This is a genomic window from Planococcus massiliensis (genome assembly GCF_000821325.1).
In the GTDB taxonomy this organism is placed as follows: domain Bacteria; phylum Bacillota; class Bacilli; order Bacillales_A; family Planococcaceae; genus Planococcus; species Planococcus ruber.
This window is the reverse complement of record NZ_CCXS01000001.1, coordinates 1902202-1922825: the sequence shown is the minus strand read 5'-3', so window position 1 is coordinate 1922825 and position 20624 is coordinate 1902202. Positions and strand designations below refer to the sequence as shown.

21 protein-coding genes are annotated in these 20624 nt (G+C 46.0%); 20 read left to right on the top strand and 1 reads right to left on the bottom strand.

What is annotated here, in order from left to right; all coding sequences use genetic code 11:
- Positions 1 to 22: 22 nt before the first annotated feature.
- Entirely contained in the window at positions 23 to 274 is a 252-nt protein-coding gene (rpsT, locus tag BN1080_RS09435) for a 30S ribosomal protein S20 (RefSeq protein ID WP_052651810.1), read from the bottom strand.
- 220 nt (positions 275 to 494) lie between these two features.
- On the opposite strand from rpsT, the gene lepA reads away from it, so the two are divergent.
- The 20 genes from lepA to era all read left to right on the top strand — a co-directional run bounded on the left by lepA (position 495) and on the right by era (position 20623).
- Positions 495 to 2324 (top strand): translation elongation factor 4, encoded by a 1830-nt coding sequence (gene lepA, locus BN1080_RS09430; protein WP_052651809.1) that lies wholly within the window; start codon positions 495 to 497, stop codon positions 2322 to 2324.
- A 56-nt stretch (positions 2325 to 2380) separates the two neighbouring features.
- Positions 2381 to 3520, top strand: coding sequence for a radical SAM family heme chaperone HemW (gene hemW / locus BN1080_RS09425; protein ID WP_052651808.1), 1140 nt, complete (start codon positions 2381 to 2383; stop codon positions 3518 to 3520).
- Positions 3521 to 3688: 168 nt separating this feature from the next.
- Positions 3689 to 4720: a heat-inducible transcriptional repressor HrcA gene (gene hrcA / locus BN1080_RS09420; RefSeq protein WP_052651807.1), complete on the top strand. Its 1032-nt coding sequence runs from the start codon at positions 3689 to 3691 to the stop codon at positions 4718 to 4720.
- 19 nt (positions 4721 to 4739) lie between these two features.
- Positions 4740 to 5339, top strand: a complete 600-nt coding sequence (gene grpE / locus BN1080_RS09415; RefSeq protein ID WP_052651806.1) for a nucleotide exchange factor GrpE — start codon at positions 4740 to 4742, stop codon at positions 5337 to 5339.
- 22 nt (positions 5340 to 5361) lie between these two features.
- Complete coding sequence (dnaK, locus tag BN1080_RS09410; protein ID WP_052651805.1) at positions 5362 to 7194, top strand: molecular chaperone DnaK; 1833 nt, start codon at positions 5362 to 5364, stop codon at positions 7192 to 7194.
- A gap of 118 nt (positions 7195 to 7312) precedes the next feature.
- Positions 7313 to 8431, top strand: coding sequence for a molecular chaperone DnaJ (gene dnaJ / locus BN1080_RS09405; protein WP_052651804.1), 1119 nt, complete (start codon positions 7313 to 7315; stop codon positions 8429 to 8431).
- Between the two features lie 15 nt (positions 8432 to 8446).
- The gene (prmA, locus tag BN1080_RS09400; protein WP_052651803.1) at positions 8447 to 9388 is read left to right on the top strand and encodes a 50S ribosomal protein L11 methyltransferase; all 942 of its coding nucleotides are present in this window, start codon (positions 8447 to 8449) and stop codon (positions 9386 to 9388) included.
- A 12-nt stretch (positions 9389 to 9400) separates the two neighbouring features.
- Entirely contained in the window at positions 9401 to 10138 is a 738-nt protein-coding gene (locus BN1080_RS09395; RefSeq protein ID WP_052651802.1) for a 16S rRNA (uracil(1498)-N(3))-methyltransferase, read from the top strand.
- A 15-nt stretch (positions 10139 to 10153) separates the two neighbouring features.
- Positions 10154 to 11488 carry a tRNA (N(6)-L-threonylcarbamoyladenosine(37)-C(2))-methylthiotransferase MtaB gene (gene mtaB, locus BN1080_RS09390; RefSeq protein ID WP_052651801.1) on the top strand — a complete coding sequence of 445 codons (1335 nt, stop codon included), beginning with the start codon at positions 10154 to 10156 and terminating at the stop codon, positions 11486 to 11488.
- A 40-nt stretch (positions 11489 to 11528) separates the two neighbouring features.
- The gene (gene deoC, locus BN1080_RS09385; protein WP_052651800.1) at positions 11529 to 12197 is read left to right on the top strand and encodes a deoxyribose-phosphate aldolase; all 669 of its coding nucleotides are present in this window, start codon (positions 11529 to 11531) and stop codon (positions 12195 to 12197) included.
- A 94-nt stretch (positions 12198 to 12291) separates the two neighbouring features.
- Positions 12292 to 12465: a 30S ribosomal protein S21 gene (rpsU, locus tag BN1080_RS09380; protein ID WP_052651799.1), complete on the top strand. Its 174-nt coding sequence runs from the start codon at positions 12292 to 12294 to the stop codon at positions 12463 to 12465.
- Positions 12466 to 12738: 273 nt separating this feature from the next.
- A complete protein-coding gene (locus BN1080_RS09375; protein WP_234398954.1) occupies positions 12739 to 13506 on the top strand; it encodes an NfeD family protein in 768 nt (255 codons plus the stop codon).
- A gap of 4 nt (positions 13507 to 13510) precedes the next feature.
- Positions 13511 to 14500, top strand: a complete 990-nt coding sequence (gene floA, locus BN1080_RS09370; protein WP_052651798.1) for a flotillin-like protein FloA — start codon at positions 13511 to 13513, stop codon at positions 14498 to 14500.
- A gap of 26 nt (positions 14501 to 14526) precedes the next feature.
- On the top strand, positions 14527 to 15012 hold the full coding sequence (locus tag BN1080_RS09365; RefSeq protein ID WP_052651797.1) for a hypothetical protein: 486 nt from the start codon (positions 14527 to 14529) through the stop codon (positions 15010 to 15012).
- Between the two features lie 148 nt (positions 15013 to 15160).
- On the top strand, positions 15161 to 16120 hold the full coding sequence (locus tag BN1080_RS09360) for a PhoH family protein (protein WP_052651796.1): 960 nt from the start codon (positions 15161 to 15163) through the stop codon (positions 16118 to 16120).
- A 208-nt stretch (positions 16121 to 16328) separates the two neighbouring features.
- Complete coding sequence (locus tag BN1080_RS09355; RefSeq protein WP_052651795.1) at positions 16329 to 18455, top strand: HD family phosphohydrolase; 2127 nt, start codon at positions 16329 to 16331, stop codon at positions 18453 to 18455.
- A gap of 14 nt (positions 18456 to 18469) precedes the next feature.
- Positions 18470 to 18952: an rRNA maturation RNase YbeY gene (gene ybeY, locus BN1080_RS09350; protein WP_052651794.1), complete on the top strand. Its 483-nt coding sequence runs from the start codon at positions 18470 to 18472 to the stop codon at positions 18950 to 18952.
- Positions 18939 to 19292: a diacylglycerol kinase family protein gene (locus tag BN1080_RS09345; RefSeq protein ID WP_052654528.1), complete on the top strand. Its 354-nt coding sequence runs from the start codon at positions 18939 to 18941 to the stop codon at positions 19290 to 19292. Before ybeY ends, BN1080_RS09345 begins: the two co-directional genes overlap by 14 nt.
- 19 nt (positions 19293 to 19311) lie before the next feature.
- Positions 19312 to 19722, top strand: coding sequence for a cytidine deaminase (locus BN1080_RS09340; RefSeq protein WP_052651793.1), 411 nt, complete (start codon positions 19312 to 19314; stop codon positions 19720 to 19722).
- The gene (gene era, locus BN1080_RS09335; RefSeq protein WP_052651792.1) at positions 19706 to 20623 is read left to right on the top strand and encodes a GTPase Era; all 918 of its coding nucleotides are present in this window, start codon (positions 19706 to 19708) and stop codon (positions 20621 to 20623) included. The genes BN1080_RS09340 and era overlap by 17 nt, the downstream gene beginning before the upstream one ends.
- The last annotated feature ends 1 nt before the right edge of the window (position 20624 follow it).

The window sequence follows — 20624 nt, the reverse complement described above, 5'->3', positions numbered from 1 at the left end:
TAAGGGAATCGGCCTTTTGCTGTTACGCTTGTTTTTTCATCAAGCGAGATTTTCTACGAGCTGCTGTGTTTTTGTGGATAAGACCTTTAGAAGCTGCTTTTTCCACTTGTTTGATCGCTGCTTTTACAGAATCGCCAGCGTTTTCATCTTTGTTAAGAAGAGCTGTATCAGCTTTTTTAACCGCAGAACGCATTGTTGATCTCACGTGTGAGTTCTGAGCATTTTTCGTTTCATTCGTGCGGACACGTTTGATTGCAGATTTAATGTTTGGCATGTATTTCACCTCCTAGACAAATAGGAACAGAGATGGAATCATCTCATGTATCTTTTATGTCTCTATACAACATGAGTTATTTTATCAAATCGGGAAAAGGAATGCAATAGATATGTGCAAAGAAGTTTGCCTTGACACCAAAATCATTTCAACAGTCTTACATTGCTGAATACCGGCTGTACTGCTATAATTCATAGTAGTTTATATGGGAGTGAAGAGAATGAATCATGAGGAAAGATTATCCCGGCAAAGCAAAATCCGTAACTTCTCCATTATCGCACACATCGATCATGGGAAATCTACGCTTGCTGACCGCATACTAGAAAAGACAGAAGCATTAAGCTCACGTGAGATGAAAGCGCAATTGCTGGATTCCATGGACCTGGAACGCGAACGCGGAATTACGATTAAGCTAAACGCCGTGCAGCTGAACTACAAAGCAAAAGACGGAGAAACGTATATCATGCACTTGATTGACACTCCTGGGCACGTCGATTTCACATATGAAGTTTCCCGCAGCCTTGCTGCTTGTGAAGGCGCAGTGCTGGTTGTCGACGCAGCGCAAGGGATTGAAGCCCAAACATTGGCAAACGTCTATTTAGCGCTGGACAACGACTTGGAAATTCTGCCGGTCATCAACAAAATTGATTTGCCTGCAGCAGATCCGGAACGTGTCCGCCAAGAAGTGGAAGATGTCATCGGGCTGGACGCTTCAGAAGCGGTTCTGGCTTCAGCGAAAGCGGGCATCGGTATTGAAGAAATCCTTGAACAGATCGTTGAAAAAGTTCCGGCGCCTTCAGGTGACCCAAGTGCACCTTTGAAAGCTTTGATTTTTGACAGCGTCTACGATCCGTACCGCGGCATTGTCTCATATATACGGATTGTTGAAGGAACGGTGAAACCGGGAGACCGCATCCGAATGATGGCATCCGGCAAAGAATTTGAAGTCATCGAAGCAGGAGTCTTCACTCCGCGCGCAACGCTCCGCGAAGAATTGACGGTCGGCGATGTCGGCTTCCTGACAGCTGCCATTAAAAATGTAGGCGATGCAACGGTCGGGGATACGATTACGCTTGCAAACAACCCGGCAAAAGAAGCATTGCCAGGCTACCGCCGCTTGAACCCGATGGTATACTGCGGTTTATATCCGATCGATACGTCGAAATACAATGACCTTCGCGATGCACTTGAAAAACTGGAATTGAATGATGCGGCGCTGCAATTTGAGCCTGAATCGTCCCAAGCGCTTGGCTTCGGCTACCGCTGCGGATTCCTGGGATTGCTCCATATGGAAATCATTCAAGAGCGCATCGAGCGCGAGTTCAATATCGATTTGATTACAACAGCTCCAAGTGTTATCTACCATGTCCACATGACGGATGACGAAGTATTGAATATCGACAACCCGGCGATGATGCCGGATCCGCAGAAGATCCGCGTCGTAGAAGAGCCGTACGTAAAAGCAACAGTCATGGTGCCGAATGATTTCGTCGGAGCCGTTATGGAAATCTGCCAGAAAAAACGCGGCAACTTCCTGACGATGGATTATGTAGACAACTCGCGTGTCAGCATCGTCTATGAATTGCCGTTAGCCGAAATCGTTTATGATTTCTTCGACCAATTGAAATCAGGCACAAAAGGCTACGCTTCATTTGACTATGAATTGATCGGCTATAAAGAGTCGAAGCTTGTAAAAATGGACATCTTATTGAATAGTGAACAAGTGGATGCATTAAGCTTTATTGTGCACCGCGATTTCGCTTATGAGCGAGGAAAAGTCATCGTTGACAAATTGAAGACGTTGATCCCCCGCCAGCAATTTGAAGTGCCGATCCAAGCTGCCATCGGCCAAAAAATTGTTGCCCGCCAAACGATTTCAGCGATGCGCAAAAATGTTCTGGCAAAATGCTACGGCGGGGACATTTCCCGTAAGCGCAAGCTTTTGGACAAACAAAAAGAAGGCAAGAAGCGCATGAAGCAAGTGGGCTCTGTCGAAGTGCCGCAAGAAGCATTCATGGCCATCCTGAAAATGGACGACCAATCAAAATAAACAAAAGGAGGAGGCCGATTTTGCGCCTCCTTTTCCTATTAGAAAGAAGGAATACTATGGTCAAGGGATTGTACATCCATATCCCCTTTTGCCACCAGATCTGCCATTACTGTGATTTCAATAAAGTCTTTTTTAAAGACCAGCCTGTGGATGCCTACATTGATTCACTTGGAAAAGAGCTGGCGCTTTGGAAACAGGAAGGGGCGCTCGATAAGCCGTTGGAAACTATTTTTCTTGGCGGCGGCACTCCGACATCGCTCGACCCAGACCAATTAAAAAAATTATTGGGCTACATCCATGAATACGTGCCGATGGCGGAAAAGCTGGAATGGACATCGGAAGCGAATCCGGATGAATTGACAAAAGAAAAAATGGAAGTGCTGTTTGCAGGAGGCGTTAACCGCTTGAGCATGGGCGTCCAGACGTTCGATGCCGATCTATTGCAGCGCCTTGGACGCACCCACAGCAATCAGGACGTGCACCGTGCGGTAAAAGAAGCGCGCGAAGTCGGCTTTACGAACATCAGCTTCGATTTGATGTACGGGCTGCCGGGGCAAACGATGGCGCAATGGGAAGATACACTGAAACAGGCATTCGCATTCGATTTGCCGCATTTCTCTGCCTACTCCTTGATCATTGAACCGAAGACGGTTTTTTATAACTTGATGACAAAAGGCAAACTCAATGCCGTGACCGAGGATCTGGAAGCGGATATGTATGAAAAGCTGATGGCCGAAATGGAGCAGCGCGGCTTGAAACAATACGAAATTTCGAATTTTGGGCGGCCAGGATTCCAATCCCGGCATAATCTCATTTATTGGGACAATGAAGAATACATTGGCGCCGGCGCCGGTGCGCATGGCTACGTAAGAGGCATTCGCTATTCTAATGCAGGGCCCTTAAAAAAATACATGGGGCCGCTTGATGAAGGGAACCGTCCTTTGCTCAGCACGCATGAGGTGCCTATGAATGAGCAAATGGAAGAAGAAATGTTCCTTGGCCTCCGGAAGACGGCAGGCGTATCGCTTGCGCATTTCCAGGAAAAGTTCGGCCGTTCGCTTGAGGAAGTGTACGGCGAAATTATCGCCGCGGAGATCGGCAAAAAGAATTTGGCCATTGAAGAAGGCCGGATCAAATTAACGAAGCATGGCCGCTTTGTCGGCAATGAAGTTTTTGAGAAGTTCCTGCTTGCTTAATTTTGCGTGGCAGAAATGAACTGCTTCAGCCGGCGAAAATCAGTTTTAAAAAATTTGTCTTTCATTGACAAAAACAAAAGCGCATTCGTTGACAAGGCTATGAGAATTTGATAATTTTAAGGTAGTCTTAGCACTCACACCTATTGAGTGCTAACAGAGGTGATGATCATGTTAACAGAACGGCAGTTGCTCATTTTAAAAGTAACAGTAGATGATTACATTCAATCAGCTCAGCCGGTCGGATCGAACCAACTCTCTAAAAAATCCGAAATCCCATTTAGTCCGGCAACGATCCGTAATGAGATGGCTGATTTGGAAGGCTTGGGTTTTCTTGAGAAAACCCACACTTCTTCCGGCAGGGTGCCTTCGGAAAAGGGGTATCGCTACTACGTCGACCATATGCTGACGCCGCGTCCGCTGCCTAAAGAAGATATCGTGCAGCTTCGTTCCATTTTTGATGATAAGATTGCAGAAACCGAAGAAGTGATCAAACGGTCTGCCATGATCCTATCGGAATTGACGAATTATACAGCCATTCTGCTTGGGCCCAATATGCGGAAGCATACAGTTAAAAAGCTGTCGATTGTCCCTTTGACGATGGATACTGCAGTGGCAATTATCGTAACGGATAACGGCCATGTAGAAAACCGGGTCTTTACAATACCGCAAGGGCTGGATCCTTCGGATATTGAAAAGATGGTCAATATCTTAAATGAACGGCTAGTCGGTGTTTCATTGAACGACTTGCACCGCCGTTTGGAACAGGAAACTTTGACGATCTTCAAACAGCATGTTAACCGCTATGGCGAACTTTTTTCGACCTTCAGAAAAGCGGTTATCCTTCCGCAAGAGGACAATGTCTACTATGGCGGAAAGCTGAACATCCTGAACCAGCCGGATTTCCACGATTTGCATAAAATCAGGAATCTTATGGATGTGATGGAAGAGTCCAAACATATTCCCATGATTCTTCCTGTAGGCAGCCAAGGGCTCCATATACGGATCGGTTCGGAAAATGCGCTTTCAGCAATGGAAGATTGCTCAGTGATCACCGTTTCATACGATATCGGGGAAGAACAGACGGGATCAATTGCTATCGTCGGTCCAAAACGCATGGATTATAAACGCGTTGTCACGTTGCTCGACACACTTAGCGGCGATTTATCGAAAGAACTGACCCGAATGATCAGGGGCAAGTGAACAAAAGGAGGAACAGGATTTGTCTAATGAAAAAGAACCTCAAAAATCGACAGAAGAACTAGATCAGGAAATCCAAACTGAAACAAAAGGGGACGTAGTGGAGCAGCAAGAAGAACTCGTTCTTGATGAAGCTGCTGGACCTGCTGAAGAAACAGCGGAAGCCCCGGAAGTGGATGAAGTTGCTGCCTTGAAAGCGGAATTGGAAGCTGAGCAGAACAAATATCTTCGTTTATTGGCTGATTATGACAATTTCAAGCGCCGCTCCCAAAAAGAACGGCAAGACGCGGAGAAATTCCGCTCGCAGTCATTGCTGGCTGACTTGCTTCCTGTAATGGACAATTTTGATCGGGCTCTATCTGTTGAAACAAAAAGCGAAGAATCTGCGTCTTTATTAAAAGGCATGGAAATGGTTCAGAAATCTTTGCTTGAAGCGGTTAAGCGCGAAGGCTTAGAAGAAATTAAAGCACTTGGTGAGCCATTCGACCCGAATTTCCACCAAGCCGTCATGCAGGAAAAAGACGAAACAGCCGAACCTGGCGTTGTATTAATGGAACTGCAAAAAGGCTATACGTTAAAAGGCAGAGTCTTGCGCCCGGCAATGGTTAAAGTAAACGAATAAATCAGATGATGGAGGAATTTCAATGAGCAAAATTATCGGTATTGACTTAGGAACTACAAACTCAGCTGTCGCAGTATTAGAAGGCGGCGAACCAAGAATCATTCCAAATCCAGAAGGCAACCGCACAACTCCTTCTGTTGTTGCATTTAAAAATGGTGAACGCCAAGTCGGTGAAGTAGCGAAACGCCAGTCTATCACAAACCCGAACACGATCCAATCGGTTAAACGTTTGATGGGTACGCAGCAAAAAGTAACGGCTGAAGGCAAAGAATATACACCGCAAGAAGTTTCTGCAATGATTCTTCAATACTTAAAAGGCTATGCAGAAGAATACTTAGGCGAAAAAGTGACAAGAGCTGTCATTACAGTTCCAGCTTACTTTAACGATGCAGAACGCCAAGCAACAAAAGATGCAGGCCGTATTGCAGGCCTTGAAGTGGAACGCATTATCAATGAACCGACTGCAGCAGCGCTTGCCTACGGCCTTGATAAAATGGAAAAAGACGAAACGGTACTTGTCTACGACTTGGGCGGCGGTACGTTTGACGTTTCGATCCTTGAACTGGGCGACGGCGTTTTCGAAGTTAAATCAACAGCCGGCGACAACCGTCTTGGCGGAGATGACTTCGATAAAGTAATCATCGATTATTTGGTGCAGGAATTCAAAAAAGAAAACGGCATTGACTTGTCTCAAGACAAAATGGCGACACAGCGTTTGAAAGATGCTGCAGAAAAAGCGAAAAAAGACCTTTCCGGCGTTTCTTCTACACAAATTTCCTTGCCATTCATCACTGCAGGAGAAGCTGGACCGCTTCACTTGGAAGTGACAATGAGCCGTGCGAAATTTGATGAATTGACTTCTTCATTGGTAGAACGCACAATGGGGCCGACTCGCCAAGCATTGAAAGATGCAGGCATCTCTGCTTCAGATCTTGACCGCGTCATCTTAGTTGGTGGATCTACACGTATTCCTGCCGTTCAAGAAGCAGTGAAGAAAGAAACAGGAAAAGATCCTCATAAAGGCGTTAACCCGGATGAAGTTGTCGCAATGGGTGCTGCTGTACAAGGCGGCGTATTGACAGGCGACGTGAAAGATGTGGTCTTGCTTGACGTAACTCCGCTATCTTTAGGAATTGAAACAATGGGCGGCGTGTTTACGAAATTGATCGACCGCAACACAACGATCCCAACTTCAAAATCGCAGACATTCTCGACTGCTGCTGATAACCAGCCAGCTGTAGATATCCATGTATTGCAAGGTGAGCGTCCAATGGCCGCTGCCAACAAAACGCTTGGCCGTTTCCAATTAGCGGATATTCCGCCGGCACCACGCGGAATTCCACAAATCGAAGTAACATTTGACATCGATAAAAACGGAATCGTCAGCGTAAAAGCGAAAGACCTTGGAACGCAAAAAGAACAAACGATCACGATCCAGTCAAACACTTCATTAAGTGATGACGAAATCGAACGCATGATCAAAGAAGCAGAAGAGAACGCAGAAGCGGATGCGAAAGTGAAAGAAGAAGTAGAACTTCGCAATGAAGCGGACCAAGCTGTTTTCCAAACAGACAAAACAATCGCTGACCTTGGCGAAGTTGTCACGGAAGACGAAAAGAAACAAGCGGAAGAAGCGCGTGACGAGTTGAAATCCGCTCTTGAAAGCGACAATATCGACACAATCCGTGAGAAAAAAGATAAATTGAACGAAATCCTTCAAGGTTTGGCTATGAAAGCTTATGAGCAAGCGGCTGCAGCGCAGCAAGCAGCTGGCGGCCAAGAAGGTGCAGCTCCAGGAAACGATGACATCGTGGACGCTGAATACGAAGAAGTCAACGACGACAAAGACAAGTAAGATAAGCGGGGCCTGAAAAAGTCAAAGCAAAGCAACATGCTTTGGCTTTTTCAATGTCTTTGCAACCACAATTTAAACCGTGTACAATTACAGGTGATTGCAATAGGGAGAGTGACATATGAATAAACGAGATTATTATGAGGTGCTCGGCGTTTCAAAAGACGCTTCGAAAGAGGAAATCAAAAAAGCTTACCGGAAATTATCGAAACAATTCCACCCGGATATCAATAAAGATGCGGATGCTTCTGAAAAATTCCAAGAAGTAAAAGAAGCGTACGAAGTTTTAAGCGATGAGCAAAAACGTGCACAATACGATCAATTTGGACACCAGGATCCGAACCAAGGATTTGGCGGATTCGGCGGCGGTGCTGAAGGATTCGGGTTTGACGATATCTTCAGTACGTTCTTCGGCGGCGGTTCAAGACGCCGCGACCCGAATGCGCCGCGCAAAGGCGACGATCTGCAATATTCGATGACGATCGATTTCATGGATGCGGTTTTCGGCAAAGAAGAAGAAATCGAATTGCCGAAAGACGAAACATGTTCAACTTGCCATGGATCTGGCGCGAAGCCTGGAACAAAACCGAAAACTTGCCCTTATTGTGAAGGTTCTGGCCAAGTGAATGTGACACAAGATACGCCGTTTGGCCGTATGGTCAATCGCCGTGCTTGCCAACATTGCCAAGGCACCGGACAAATCATTCCAGAAAAATGCTCGACTTGCCACGGCGAAGGGAAAGTCCGCAAAGTCAAGAAAATCAAAGTTACCATTCCTGCAGGCGTCGATGATGGCCAGCAATTGCGTGTTACCGGCCAAGGCGGACCTGGCGTGAACGGTGGGCCAACTGGAGACCTTTATGTAGTCTTCCGCGTCAGACCGCATAAATCATTCGAACGTGACGGCGACGATATTTATCTGAATCTGCCTATTTCCATTGCCCAAGCGGCTCTCGGCGATGAAATCGAAGTTCCGACGGTTTCGGGCAAAGTGAAATTGAAAATTCCGGCAGGAACCCAAAGTGGAGCGCGTTTCCGTTTGAAAGGCAAAGGCGTGAAGAACGTTCATGGCTACGGCACGGGCGACCAGCACATTATTATCCAAGTGAAGACGCCAACGAAATTGAACGAAAAACAAAAGCAGCTGCTCCGTGAATTTGCAGAAATCAGCGGAGATATTCCTGAAGAACATAGCAGTTCGCTGTTTGATAAAATCAAGCGCACCATCAAAGGTGAGTAAAGGAGCCGGTTTTAGATGAAATGGTCAGAACTGTCGATTCACACGACAAACGAAGCGATTGAAGCTGTTTCGAATATAATGCATGAGGCAGGCGCAAGCGGAGTCGTCATCGAAGACTCCGATGACTTGACGAAAGAAAGAGCCGATGAATTCGGCGAAATCTGGTCGTTGGATCCCGTCGATTTCCCGTCAGAAGGCGTTATTTTAAAAGCGTATTTGCCCGTAAATAGCTTTCTCGGTGAAACAGTTGAAGCGATTAAATTGGCAATCAATAATTTAGTGAAGTTCGATATCAATCTTGGCGCCAATGTGGTAACGATCAGCGAAGTGAACGAAGAAGAATGGGCTACGGCGTGGAAAAAATATTATCACCCGGTAAAAATTTCAAAACGTTTTACTATCGTTCCGACGTGGGAGACGTATGAACCCGTTTCGAGCGATGAATTGATTATCGAACTCGATCCCGGAATGGCTTTTGGAACCGGAACGCATCCGACGACGGTCATGAGCCTTCAGGCGCTTGAAAAAACGGTGAAACCTGGAAATCGGGTAATTGACGTAGGGACAGGATCAGGCGTTTTGGCAATCGGTGCAGCTTTATTGGACGCCAAAGAAGTCCATGCCCTCGATCTAGATGATGTGGCGGTAACAGCAGCCCGGATCAATGTCAAATTGAATAAAGTCCAGAACAAAATCAAGGTCGTCCACGGCAATCTGTTGGATACGATTGATGAGCCGGGCGATGTTGTAGTAGCCAATATCTTAGCGGAAATCATCATGTCATTTACGGATGATGCTTTCCAAGCAGTGAAGCCAGGCGGGATTTATATCACTTCAGGCATCATTTCTGCGAAGAAAAATGATGTAAAAGACGCGCTTGAGGCTTCTGGATTTATCGTGGAAGATGTCATGATGATGGAAGACTGGGTAACGATCATTTCTAAAAAACCGGAATAACGGGGTGTAACGATGCAGAGATATTTTATAGACGGCAAAGTTCCCGACAATCGAAAAGTGGCGATAACAGGCGATGATGCGAAGCACATCGCCAAAGTTATGCGCCAAGGCGCAGGGGACGAAGTCATCGTTGTAATGGAAGGGAAATCTTTTTTAGCTACGATAGAAAGCGTCGATTTCGATATCGAGCTGCAGCTAACAGAGGAGCGGCAGGCGGATGTGGAACTTCCGAAAAATGTAGCGATTGCCTGCGGTTTGCCTAAAGGCGATAAACTGGAACTCGTTGTCCAAAAAGCTACGGAGCTCGGCATGCATGCCATGATTCCATTCGAAGCTGAACGGTCGATTGTGAAATGGGATGCTGGAAAAGGCGAAAAGAAACGGATCCGCCTTCAAAAGATTGCTAAAGAAGCAGCCGAACAATCCCATCGGGTGAAAATACCTGAAATACATAAAATCCATACGTTCAAGCAATTGCTTGAAACGGCAAAATCGTTTGATGCCATTATCGTCGCTTACGAAGAAGAAGCCCGGGCGGAAGGCGGTAAGCGGTTTGCCGAAATTTTAAAATCAATGTATGATAAAGATTCAATGATCCTTATTTTCGGTCCGGAAGGCGGAATTTCAGTTTCTGAAGTTGAGCAGCTGAAGGAAGCCGGTGCGTTGTTCACGGCTTTAGGCCCTCGTATTTTACGGACGGAAACAGCTCCGCTTTATGCCTTATCTGCAATGTCTTATGAATTCGAATGAGAGAGGTGGATACTGATGCCAACGGTTGCATTTCATACCTTAGGTTGTAAAGTGAATCATTATGAAACCGAAGCGATTTGGCAATTGTTTAAAGAACAAAGCTACAGCCGCGTGGAGTTCGAACATCATTCCGATGTCTATGTCATTAATACATGCACTGTTACGAATACAGGAGATAAAAAGAGCCGCCAAGTGATACGCAAAGCCGTGCGCAAAAATCCGGATGCTGTCATTTGTGTAACCGGGTGCTACGCGCAGACTTCTCCAGCCGAAATTATGGCGATTCCCGGCGTTGATATTGTGGTTGGCACGCAAGACCGCACAAAATTGCTCGGCTATATTGACCAGTACCGACAAGAGCGAAAGCCGATCAACGCAGTTGGGAACATCATGAAAAACCGTATATACGAAGAGTTGGACGTTCCGGCTTTCACTGACCGGACACGTGCTTCATTGAAGATTCAAGAAGGCTGCAATAACTTCTGTACTTTCTGCATCATTCCATGGGCCCGTGGGTTGATGCGTTCAAGAGACCCGCAAGAAGTCGTTAGGCAGGCGCAGCAATTGGTAAATGCGGGATATCAGGAAATCGTCTTGACCGGAATCCATACCGGCGGCTACGGGGAAGACTTGAAAAATTACAATTTAGCCCAGCTTTTGCGTGATTTGGAACAGCAAGTCGTTGGTTTGAAACGGCTGCGGATTTCTTCCATCGAAGCAAGCCAGTTGACGGATGAAGTTATCGACGTGCTCCAAAATTCGAATATTGTGGTGCGCCATCTTCATATTCCGATTCAATCGGGATCGGATACGGTATTGAAACGCATGCGCCGAAAGTACACAATGGAATTTTTTGCAGACCGGCTTGTGCAGCTGCGCAAAGCTTTGCCGAATCTTGCGATTACTTCAGATGTCATTGTCGGATTCCCTGGAGAAACCGAAGAGGAATTCATGGAAACGTACAGGTTCATCCATGAGCACCAGTTTTCTGAACTCCACGTTTTCCCATACTCGCAGCGCACCGGTACACCAGCTGCCCGTATGGATGGCCAGATTGATGAAGAAATTAAAAACGAACGGGTTCACCGCCTGATTGCGTTAAATGATCAATTGGCTAAAGAATACGCTTCGAAATTCGAAGGGGAATTGTTGGAAATCATTCCTGAAGAACGCTTCAAGCAAAACGAGGAAACCGGATTGCTTGAAGGATACACGGACAATTACTTGAAAGTGGTCATCCCTGGCGATGATTCGCTGATTGGAAAGATTGTCAAAGTGAAAATCGTGAAAGCCGGCTATCCATATAATGAAGGGCAGTTTGTCCGAGTGATGGAAGAGCAGCTGGTTTAGCGTAAAACCGAATTTAAAAAGAGAATGGAGTAATTTTAACATGACAAACATCGCTTCTTATATCGACCATACCTTATTAAAACCTGAAGCTACTCAAGAACAAATCGTCCAACTTTGCAAAGAGGCTGCAGAATACCAATTTGCTTCTGTTTGCGTGAACCCTGCTTGGGTAGCGACTGCAGCAAAAGAACTAGCTGACAGCACGGCGAAAGTCTGCACCGTGATCGGGTTTCCATTAGGCGCATCAACTTCTGAAACAAAAGCTTTTGAAACGGCAGATGCCATTTCAAAAGGCGCTGACGAAATCGATATGGTCATCAATATCGGCGCTTTGAAAAGCGGCAATCTTGAACTTGTGAAAAATGATATTGCGGCAGTAATAGAAGCTGCCAAAGGCAAAGCGATCGTTAAAGTCATTATCGAAACTTGCTTATTGTCAGATGAAGAAAAAGCAGTTGCATCACGCCTTTCAAAAGAAGCGGGTGCAGATTTCGTTAAAACTTCAACTGGCTTCTCAACAGGTGGAGCGACTGTGGCGGATGTGAAAATCATGCGCGAAACAGTAGGTCCTGACCTTGGCGTCAAAGCTTCAGGCGGCGTAAGAAGCTTAGAAGATCTAAACGCAATGGTAGAAGCGGGAGCAACTCGCATCGGCGCAAGTTCAGGCGTCCAAATCATGCAGGGATTAATTTCAAATTCCGATTATTAAGTATTGACCTAGGTCGATATATACGTTATAATTTTTGATATATAACACGTACTGTTATATGCTTCAACGTGTGTTCGGAGGGAGGGAAAAAGAGATGTCAAAAACTGTAGTTCGTAAAAACGAATCGATTGAAGATGCTCTTCGCCGCTTCAAACGCACTGTTTCTAAATCCGGAACAATGCAAGAGGTAAGAAAGCGCGAGTATTATGATAAGCCAAGTGTTAAACGTAAATTGAAATCAGAAGCTGCGCGTAAACGTAAATTTTAATTGACCTTACTCCATAAAAGACATTAAAAAATATGAACGATCAGCCATGGCCGGGTACACGAATCATCGTGTACCCGGTTTTTCTATGCCTTCTTCTGGAAGCGGTCGTCCCAATACGTTTGACTAGATGGCTGCCTCCGCTTTCAAATTCTGTAAGCGCATTCCTTCGTGTTTCAAAACTGTTCCTTTATAATGAAATTAGCTACAAAAAATGAAACCTTTTCCCTTTTGGTCCGTATTAAAGGTAGCAGTAAAACGAAAGGAGAGATTCGTTTGCATCCGTTTAGGATTTTCTCTGCATTCATGGCGCTAAGTGCGTTGTCGGTATTCTTCATGCCTGGTGCATTGGCAGCAGAGTCTGCTGAAGCGGGCAGCACGTTCGGCAGCCAATTGGTTGAATTTATCACTCATCCGGTTGTTGTGCCGGTTCTGCTGTCGATTGCAGCCCTAGGCATTCTTCTGGAAATGTTTACACCGGGCATGGGCGTGCCTGGGTTGATCGGGTTTACCGCTTTAGCTATTTATTTTTATGGCCATTGGGCAGCTGGGTTAGCGGGATGGAGCACGTTGTTCCTGTTAATTCTTGGCGTCACTCTCCTTTTAGTTGAACTGATTATTCCAATCGGGCTTATTGGATTTCTCGGGTTGTTAGCTATTCTTGGCAGCGTGTTATTGGCAGGCGGAGATCTTAAAACCACTGCCATCGCCATTTTGATCGCATTAATTGTAGCAACTGCAGGGATGGTGATTATTGTGAAATTTTTTGGCAAGAGGCTTCATCTATTCAAACGGGTGGTCTTGACAGATTCGACCAATACGGAGAGCGGATATGTATCGAATGTAAACCGCTATGAATTGGTTGGGCAATTTGCAAAGACCGCTACAGCACTTCGCCCTTCCGGTACGATTAAATTGATGGATGAACGGATTGACGCCGTTTCTGATGGACGGTTTATCGATGCTGGAAAAGAAGTGAAAATCATCAAAGTCGAAGGTTCACGGATCGTAGTACGAGAAGTGGAAAAAGAAGAGGAGGAATAGAAGCATGGAATTAGGTCTTATAGGTTTAGCCGCAGCAATAATCGGCGTCATCATTGTTCTGGCAATATTCTTCACGTTTGTACCGATTACCTTATGGATCTCTGCTTTAGCGGCAGGGGTTAAAATCAGCATCTTTACGTTAATCGGAATGAGATTGCGCCGCGTTATTCCGTCGCGCATCGTAAATCCGTTGATCAAGGCTTCAAAAGCTGGATTGACGGTATCGATCAACCAACTGGAAAGCCATTACTTAGCAGGCGGTAACGTTGACCGCGTTGTCAACGCATTGATTGCGGCACACCGTGCCAACATCGAGCTGCCGTTCGAACGTGCAGCTGCCATTGATTTGGCAGGCCGCGACGTATTAGAAGCGGTGCAAATGTCTGTTAACCCGAAAGTTATCGAAACACCATTTATTGCGGGTGTGGCGATGGACGGGATCGAAGTTAAAGCAAAAGCGCGTATCACGGTTCGTGCGAATATTGACCGCTTAGTCGGTGGTGCCGGTGAAGAAACGATTGTTGCCCGTGTCGGCGAAGGGATTGTCTCTACACTTGGTTCCAGTACAAACCATAAAAAAGTGCTTGAAAATCCGGATTTGATTTCCCAGACGGTTTTGGCAAAAGGCCTGGATTCAGGTACAGCGTTTGAAATCTTATCCATTGATATCGCGGACGTTGATATCGGCAAGAATATTGGTGCTGAACTTCAAACGGAACAAGCGGAAGCGGATAAGAAAATTGCACAGGCAAAAGCGGAAGAACGCCGCGCAATGGCTGTTGCAAGCGAGCAGGAAATGAAAGCGAAAGTTGTCGAAATGAGATCGAAAGTTGTTGAAGCGGAGGCGGAAGTGCCGCTCGCAATGTCCGAAGCGCTTCGTTCTGGCAATATCGGTGTTATGGATTACGTAAATTACAAGAACGTCCAAGCGGATACTGGCATGCGTGATTCAATTGCCAAGACCGGCACAGAAAAATCCGACGATAAACAATAACCGTCGACAGCAAGGGAGGTTATTGAATGGAAGGTTTTATCTTCGCACTTATTGTGATGGCGCTCGGAGCAATATTCGGCAATAAAAAAGGCGGCGAAGACAAGGATCCGGCAAGCAAACCGGTTCCAAAAAGCCCCCAGACCCGCCAAAGCCGGCAAGCACAAGCCCGTGAAGCCGGACAAAAAACTTTTAAACGAGTGGAAGACTACGCCAAAGAAATCTACGGCGATTTGCAGACTCAAATGAAAGAACAGCCCGAAAAAACGAAACAGGTGCAGCAGAGAGTGGAAAAAGCAATAGACCGGACGCCGCTTCGCGAAACTCGCCAGGAAATACAGCGTGAGATTCAAGAGCGGCAGCCGTCGGGCAGGCTGTCAGCACACCAAAATGCCCGTTCAGCTGCTCCTGCAAAACCAAAGCAGGAAGAGGATATCTTCCCGCTGGAAGCCAACAATATCCGAAAAGGCATCATTTTAGCAGAAGTATTGATGCCGCCAAAATCGAAAAGGTAATGTTGTAAACCGATCAGTTCATGCTGATCGGTTTTATTTTTCTAAATAATAATGTTATGTAAACAAAATGATTAAAATGTTTTACAATTCCAAATGAATAGTGATACAGTGAAATTGTACTAAATATTCGATTCCAAGGAGCGTCTACATGACAGAAAACCAACTATTAGAACTGCATGTGAAAGATCCAAATGAAGCGGTGCAGCTGCTCGGGATTTCTGATAGTCACATGACTTTAATCGAAGAAGCATTTCAAATTCAAATCATCACGCGTGGAGACGTTATTAAATTATCTGGCTCTGAAGAAGGCAAACATATTGGGAAATTACTGATTGAACAATTATTGAAAGTAATCCGCAAAAACATCAATATTGACCAGCGCGATATCGTCTCAGCGATTGAGATGGCCCGTGCCGGCACCATAGAATATTTTGCAGAACTATATGATGAAGAAGTTGCCAGAAATGCAGGCGGCAAAGCAATACGTGCAAAAACCATCGGCCAGCGGCATTATATTCACGCTGTGCGCAGCAATGATCTCGTCTTCGGCATCGGCCCTGCCGGAACAGGCAAAACATATTTAGCAGTGGTGATGGCGGTGCAGGCATTAAAGAATGGCCATGTCAAAAAAATCATTCTTACCCGGCCGGCGGTTGAAGCAGGCGAAAGCCTCGGTTTTTTGCCCGGCGATTTAAAGGAAAAAGTGGATCCTTATCTGCGGCCTTTATATGACGCACTTCATGATGTGCTCGGCCTGGAACAGACAAACCGGTTTATCGAACGGGGCACTATTGAAATTGCGCCTCTTGCTTATATGAGAGGGCGGACGCTGGATGAAGCATTCGTTATCCTCGATGAAGCGCAGAACACGACGAAAGCGCAAATGAAGATGTTCTTGACCCGCCTTGGATTTGGTTCGAAAATGATCATTACTGGCGACAAGACCCAGATCGACTTGCCGAGAGGCGCAGAATCCGGTTTGATAGCGGCAGAAACGACACTAGCCAAAGTACGTGGAATCCACTTCCAGTATTTAGAACGAGGAGACGTGGTACGCCACCCGCTAGTTGCGAGAATCATCGCAGCTTACGAAGACCAGCCTTCGTAAATTTAAAAAGCTATCATTTATAGCCGGCAAGGGAAAGAACGACTTTTCCTTGCCGGTTTTTTGCAGTTTTATCAATCCATACAAAATCCATCGATTGATGAAAAAAATGAAAGTAATATTACATAGCGAATTTCAAAAAATTACAAATAGACAATGAAATACTTTCTTTAAATTGATATGATGAAAGTACAAGAAGAGAGGTGTTTCAATGCGCAATTGGGCGAAACAAGTCTACGATAAGATGGGTTACCGGGTAATTGCAGCGGCGTTGATTTTTCTGATCGGCGCGATTATTTATGGGTTCCTTTTTGCCTCGGTGAACGGCGATACATATAAGGTTGAACTTTTCCAGCTTTCTGAAGAAACCATCCGGTCCGCTAAAACGGTGGAAGATCCGGTGAAAACGGAATTAGAACGCCAACGGGCTGCGGCTGAGCTGGGGCCGAGCTATCAATTTTCAGCAGAAAATGCGGACAACCAGGCAGCTTTGATCAAGTCGATTTTCGGGTATATATCGGATGTAAAGGAAATTCCTGAAAATGAAGAGACGCTGAAGCCTCAAGCCATCAACAAAATGATTGAAGATGTGAGAAAAAATCTCCAGTTGTTGGATACAAACGAAACGAATCTCCGCTTAACGGATGAAATGCTCCGAGCGTTGCTTCTGGTGCCGGATGAAAATCTAGCGAAAATGGAGCAGGAATTGACGGAACTGGTCAAATCCAGATTAAGCGAACCCCTAAGGGAAGAAAACGTCGAAGATGTTCAAAATGAAGTAGAGCAGGAGCTCCGGAAAAGTACGAGAATTCCTGCGTCCGCTTTGCAGGCGGCTGTTGTTATCGGACGTTTTGCCATTGTGCCGAATGAAGTCATCGACGAGGAATTAACGGAAGCGCAGGCAGAGTCCGCGCGGGCAAGTGTCGAACCGACCCGCATTTTGCAAGGCCAGGTATTGGTCCAGGAAGGGCAAATGATTGACCGTGAAGTTTACCGTCAATTGGAATTAGCAGGCATGACGCAAGAAAAGGAAGATTTTAAGCCGCTGGCAGGCTTATTGCTGTTCGTTGTGATCACGATGGGAATTCTTGTCATCTTAACGATTCGTTCGAAATCTTCGAATCAGCAGAAGCTGATTAAGTTCTCGGTTATTCTTGCGGTTGTTCTGATTTCATTGACGCTGATGCAGCTTTTAAGTTTAGTCAGCGATAATTTTGACGTGACCATCGCCTTTCTTTTTCCGACAGCGTTGGCTGGAATGCTGGTGCGCATGCTGTTAAATGAACGAATCGCTGTTTATGTGACATTAGTGATCGGGGCAGTGGGCGGAATGATGCTGCAAGGGGAAAACACTTCGACATTGCAGATGGACATTGCGCTGTACATCATTTTCGGAGGGCTTGCCGGCGTTTATTTGATTGCGCAGCAAGACCGCCGCTCTCATTTGCTGCAGACAAGTTTAGCTGTAGCCGTAGGAAATGCCCTTTTTATCGGTTTCTATCTATTGGTGGGCCAAAGCCAGTACGACTGGACAGAAATCGGCTTTTATTTTGCAGCTGCTGTCATTTCCGGGTTATTTTCCGGGGCTTTGACGATCGGTTTGCTGCCGTTTTTTGAGTCGGTTTTCGGCTTATTGTCAACCATGCGCCTCATTGAACTATCGAACCCGAATCATCCATTATTAAAGAAAATTTTAACCGAAACACCAGGCACTTATCACCATAGCGTCATGGTGGCGAACCTTGCAGATGCGTCCTGCGAAGCGATCGGTGCAAACGGCCTTTTGGCGAGAGTGGGCTGCTACTACCATGATATCGGCAAAACCAACCGTCCGCAGTACTTTATCGAAAACCAAGTCAGCATCAAAAACCCGCATGATTCCTTGCCGCCTGAAAAGAGCCGGGACATCATTTTGGCGCATGGTTCTGAAGGTGCGGAATTGTTGAGAAAGCATAAAATGCCGAAAGAAATCATCGATGTGGCAGAACAGCATCACGGCACCAGTTTACTGAAGTTTTTCTATTATAAAGCGAAAGAAGAAAATCCGGAGGTCTGTGAAAAGGACTACCGGTATGCCGGACCGAAACCGCAGACAAAAGAAATTGCCATCATCAGCGTGGCAGACAGCATCGAAGCGGCCGTCCGTTCGATGAAAGAGCCGACATCAGAAAAAATAAAAAAATTGGTTGATGCCATAGTTGAGGATAAACTAAAAGATGGGCAATTTGATGAATGTGACTTGACGATGAAAGAGTTGAAGAAAGTCAAACATGTGATGTGCGAAACGCTGAATGGCATCTTCCATTCACGGATCGAATATCCGAAAGAACCTAAATGATTGGAGGAAAAAATATGCTAACCATCGATTTTATTGATGAAACAGCGACGTTAGAAGAAAGCGAGCTGCAATTTGTTGAGAAAATTTTGAAGCATGCAGCAGAAGAGGAACGAGTGGGAGATTCGGAAGTATCGGTAACGTTTGTGACAAACGATATGATCCAAGCGATCAATAAAGAATACCGCGGCAAGGATGCGCCGACAGATGTCATCTCTTTTGCGATGGAAGAATTGGGCGAAGGGGAAATGGAAATCGTCGGTTCTCCTGAAGCGAGAGTTCTGGGAGATATCATCATCTCCTTGGACCGGACAAAAGAACAGGCTGCCGACTACGGGCATTCCTTCGAACGCGAACTGGGCTTTCTTGCTGTCCACGGATTTTTGCACCTGTTAGGTTATGACCATATGAATGAAACGGATGAAAAGGAAATGTTCGGAAAACAGGAGGCGATTTTGACATCGCTAGGCATCACCCGTGACGCACATGAAACTGAGTAGATTTTTCCGGTCTTTTCAATATGCAGCACAAGGGATCTATGCGGCAATCCAGAAAGAACAGAACATCCGATTTCATTTATTGGCGGCAGTTGTTGTAGTCCTTTCCGGGTGGCTGACCGGCCTTTCCAAAACAGAATGGCTCATCGTCATTTTGCTGATCGGCGGCATGCTCGCGTTCGAACTTGTCAATACAGCGATGGAGCGCGTCGTGGACCTCGCTTCGCCTGAGCTCCATCCGCTTGCAAAACAGGCAAAAGACATGGCAGCAGGTGCGGTTTTGGTATTTGCAGTGGCAAGTGCTATAATTGGTTTACTGATATTCATACCAAAATGGTTTTAACTTACAGAGGTGAAGCGCAATGGAAAAAGAACAATTGATGACAGAATCAAAAACGGCGCGGGAACGGGCTTATGTGCCTTATTCAAAGTTTAAGGTCGGCGCAGCGCTTCTGACGGCTGACGGCAAGGTCTACCACGGCTGCAATATTGAAAATGCGGGCTATTCCATGACAAACTGTGCAGAGCGCACAGCGATGTTCAAAGCTGTTTCAGAGGGCGAACGAAACTTTGCAGCATTGGCCGTTGTAGCCGATACGAAAGGACCGGCATCGCCATGCGGTGCATGCCGGCAAGTAATCGCCGAATTCTGTTCGCCGAATATGCCGGTTTATTTAACAAATTTAAATGGAGACGTCCAGGAAACAACAGTCAGTGAATTGTTGCCGGGAGCGTTTTCAACGGAGGATTTAGAGTATGCAGCAGGGAAATAACGGATTTAAATCAGGCTTTATCTCAATTATTGGACGTCCGAACGTCGGAAAATCGACGTTTTTAAACCGGGTGGTCGGCCAGAAGATCGCCATCATGAGCGACAAGCCCCAAACAACGCGCAATAAAGTGCAAGGCGTTGTGACAAATACAGACAGCCAAATGATTTTCATCGATACGCCAGGGATCAACGAACCGCGCCATAAATTGGGCGATTTCATGCTGAAAGTGGCGAAAAACACGTTCCGTGAAGTGGATGTGCTGTTATTTGTAGCCAGTGCAGACGACCGCATCGGCAAGCAGGACCGCTTTGTCCTTGAAATGATCAAAGGCTTGGACGTGCCGGTCTTTTTAGTATTGAACAAAATCGATCAAGTACACCCCGATGAACTGCCAAAATTGATCGAGTCTTACCGAAGCGAATACGATTTTACAGAAGCGATTCCGATCTCGGCGCTGCAGGGCAATAACGTGGAAAATCTACTCGCAAAAATTACGGAATATCTGCCTGAAGGGCCGCAATATTACCCGGCGGACCAAGTGACAGACCATCCGGAGCGCTTCATCATTTCGGAACTGATCCGGGAAAAGGCTTTGCATTTGACGCGCGAAGAAATCCCGCATTCGATTGCAGTGGTCATCGAGAAAATTGCACCGGACAGCGACAATGAAAACATGATCCGTGTCCAGGCAACGATCATGGTTGAGCGGGATTCCCAAAAAGGGATTGTCATCGGCAAAAAAGGTGCCCTCTTAAAAGAAATCGGTTCACGCGCACGCAAGGACATCGAAAACCTCCTTGGCTCAAAAGTCTATTTGGAACTTTGGGTAAAAGTGCAAAAAGATTGGCGCAATAAAGCAGTGCATTTGCGCGACTTCGGTTTTAGAGACGACGAATATTAAG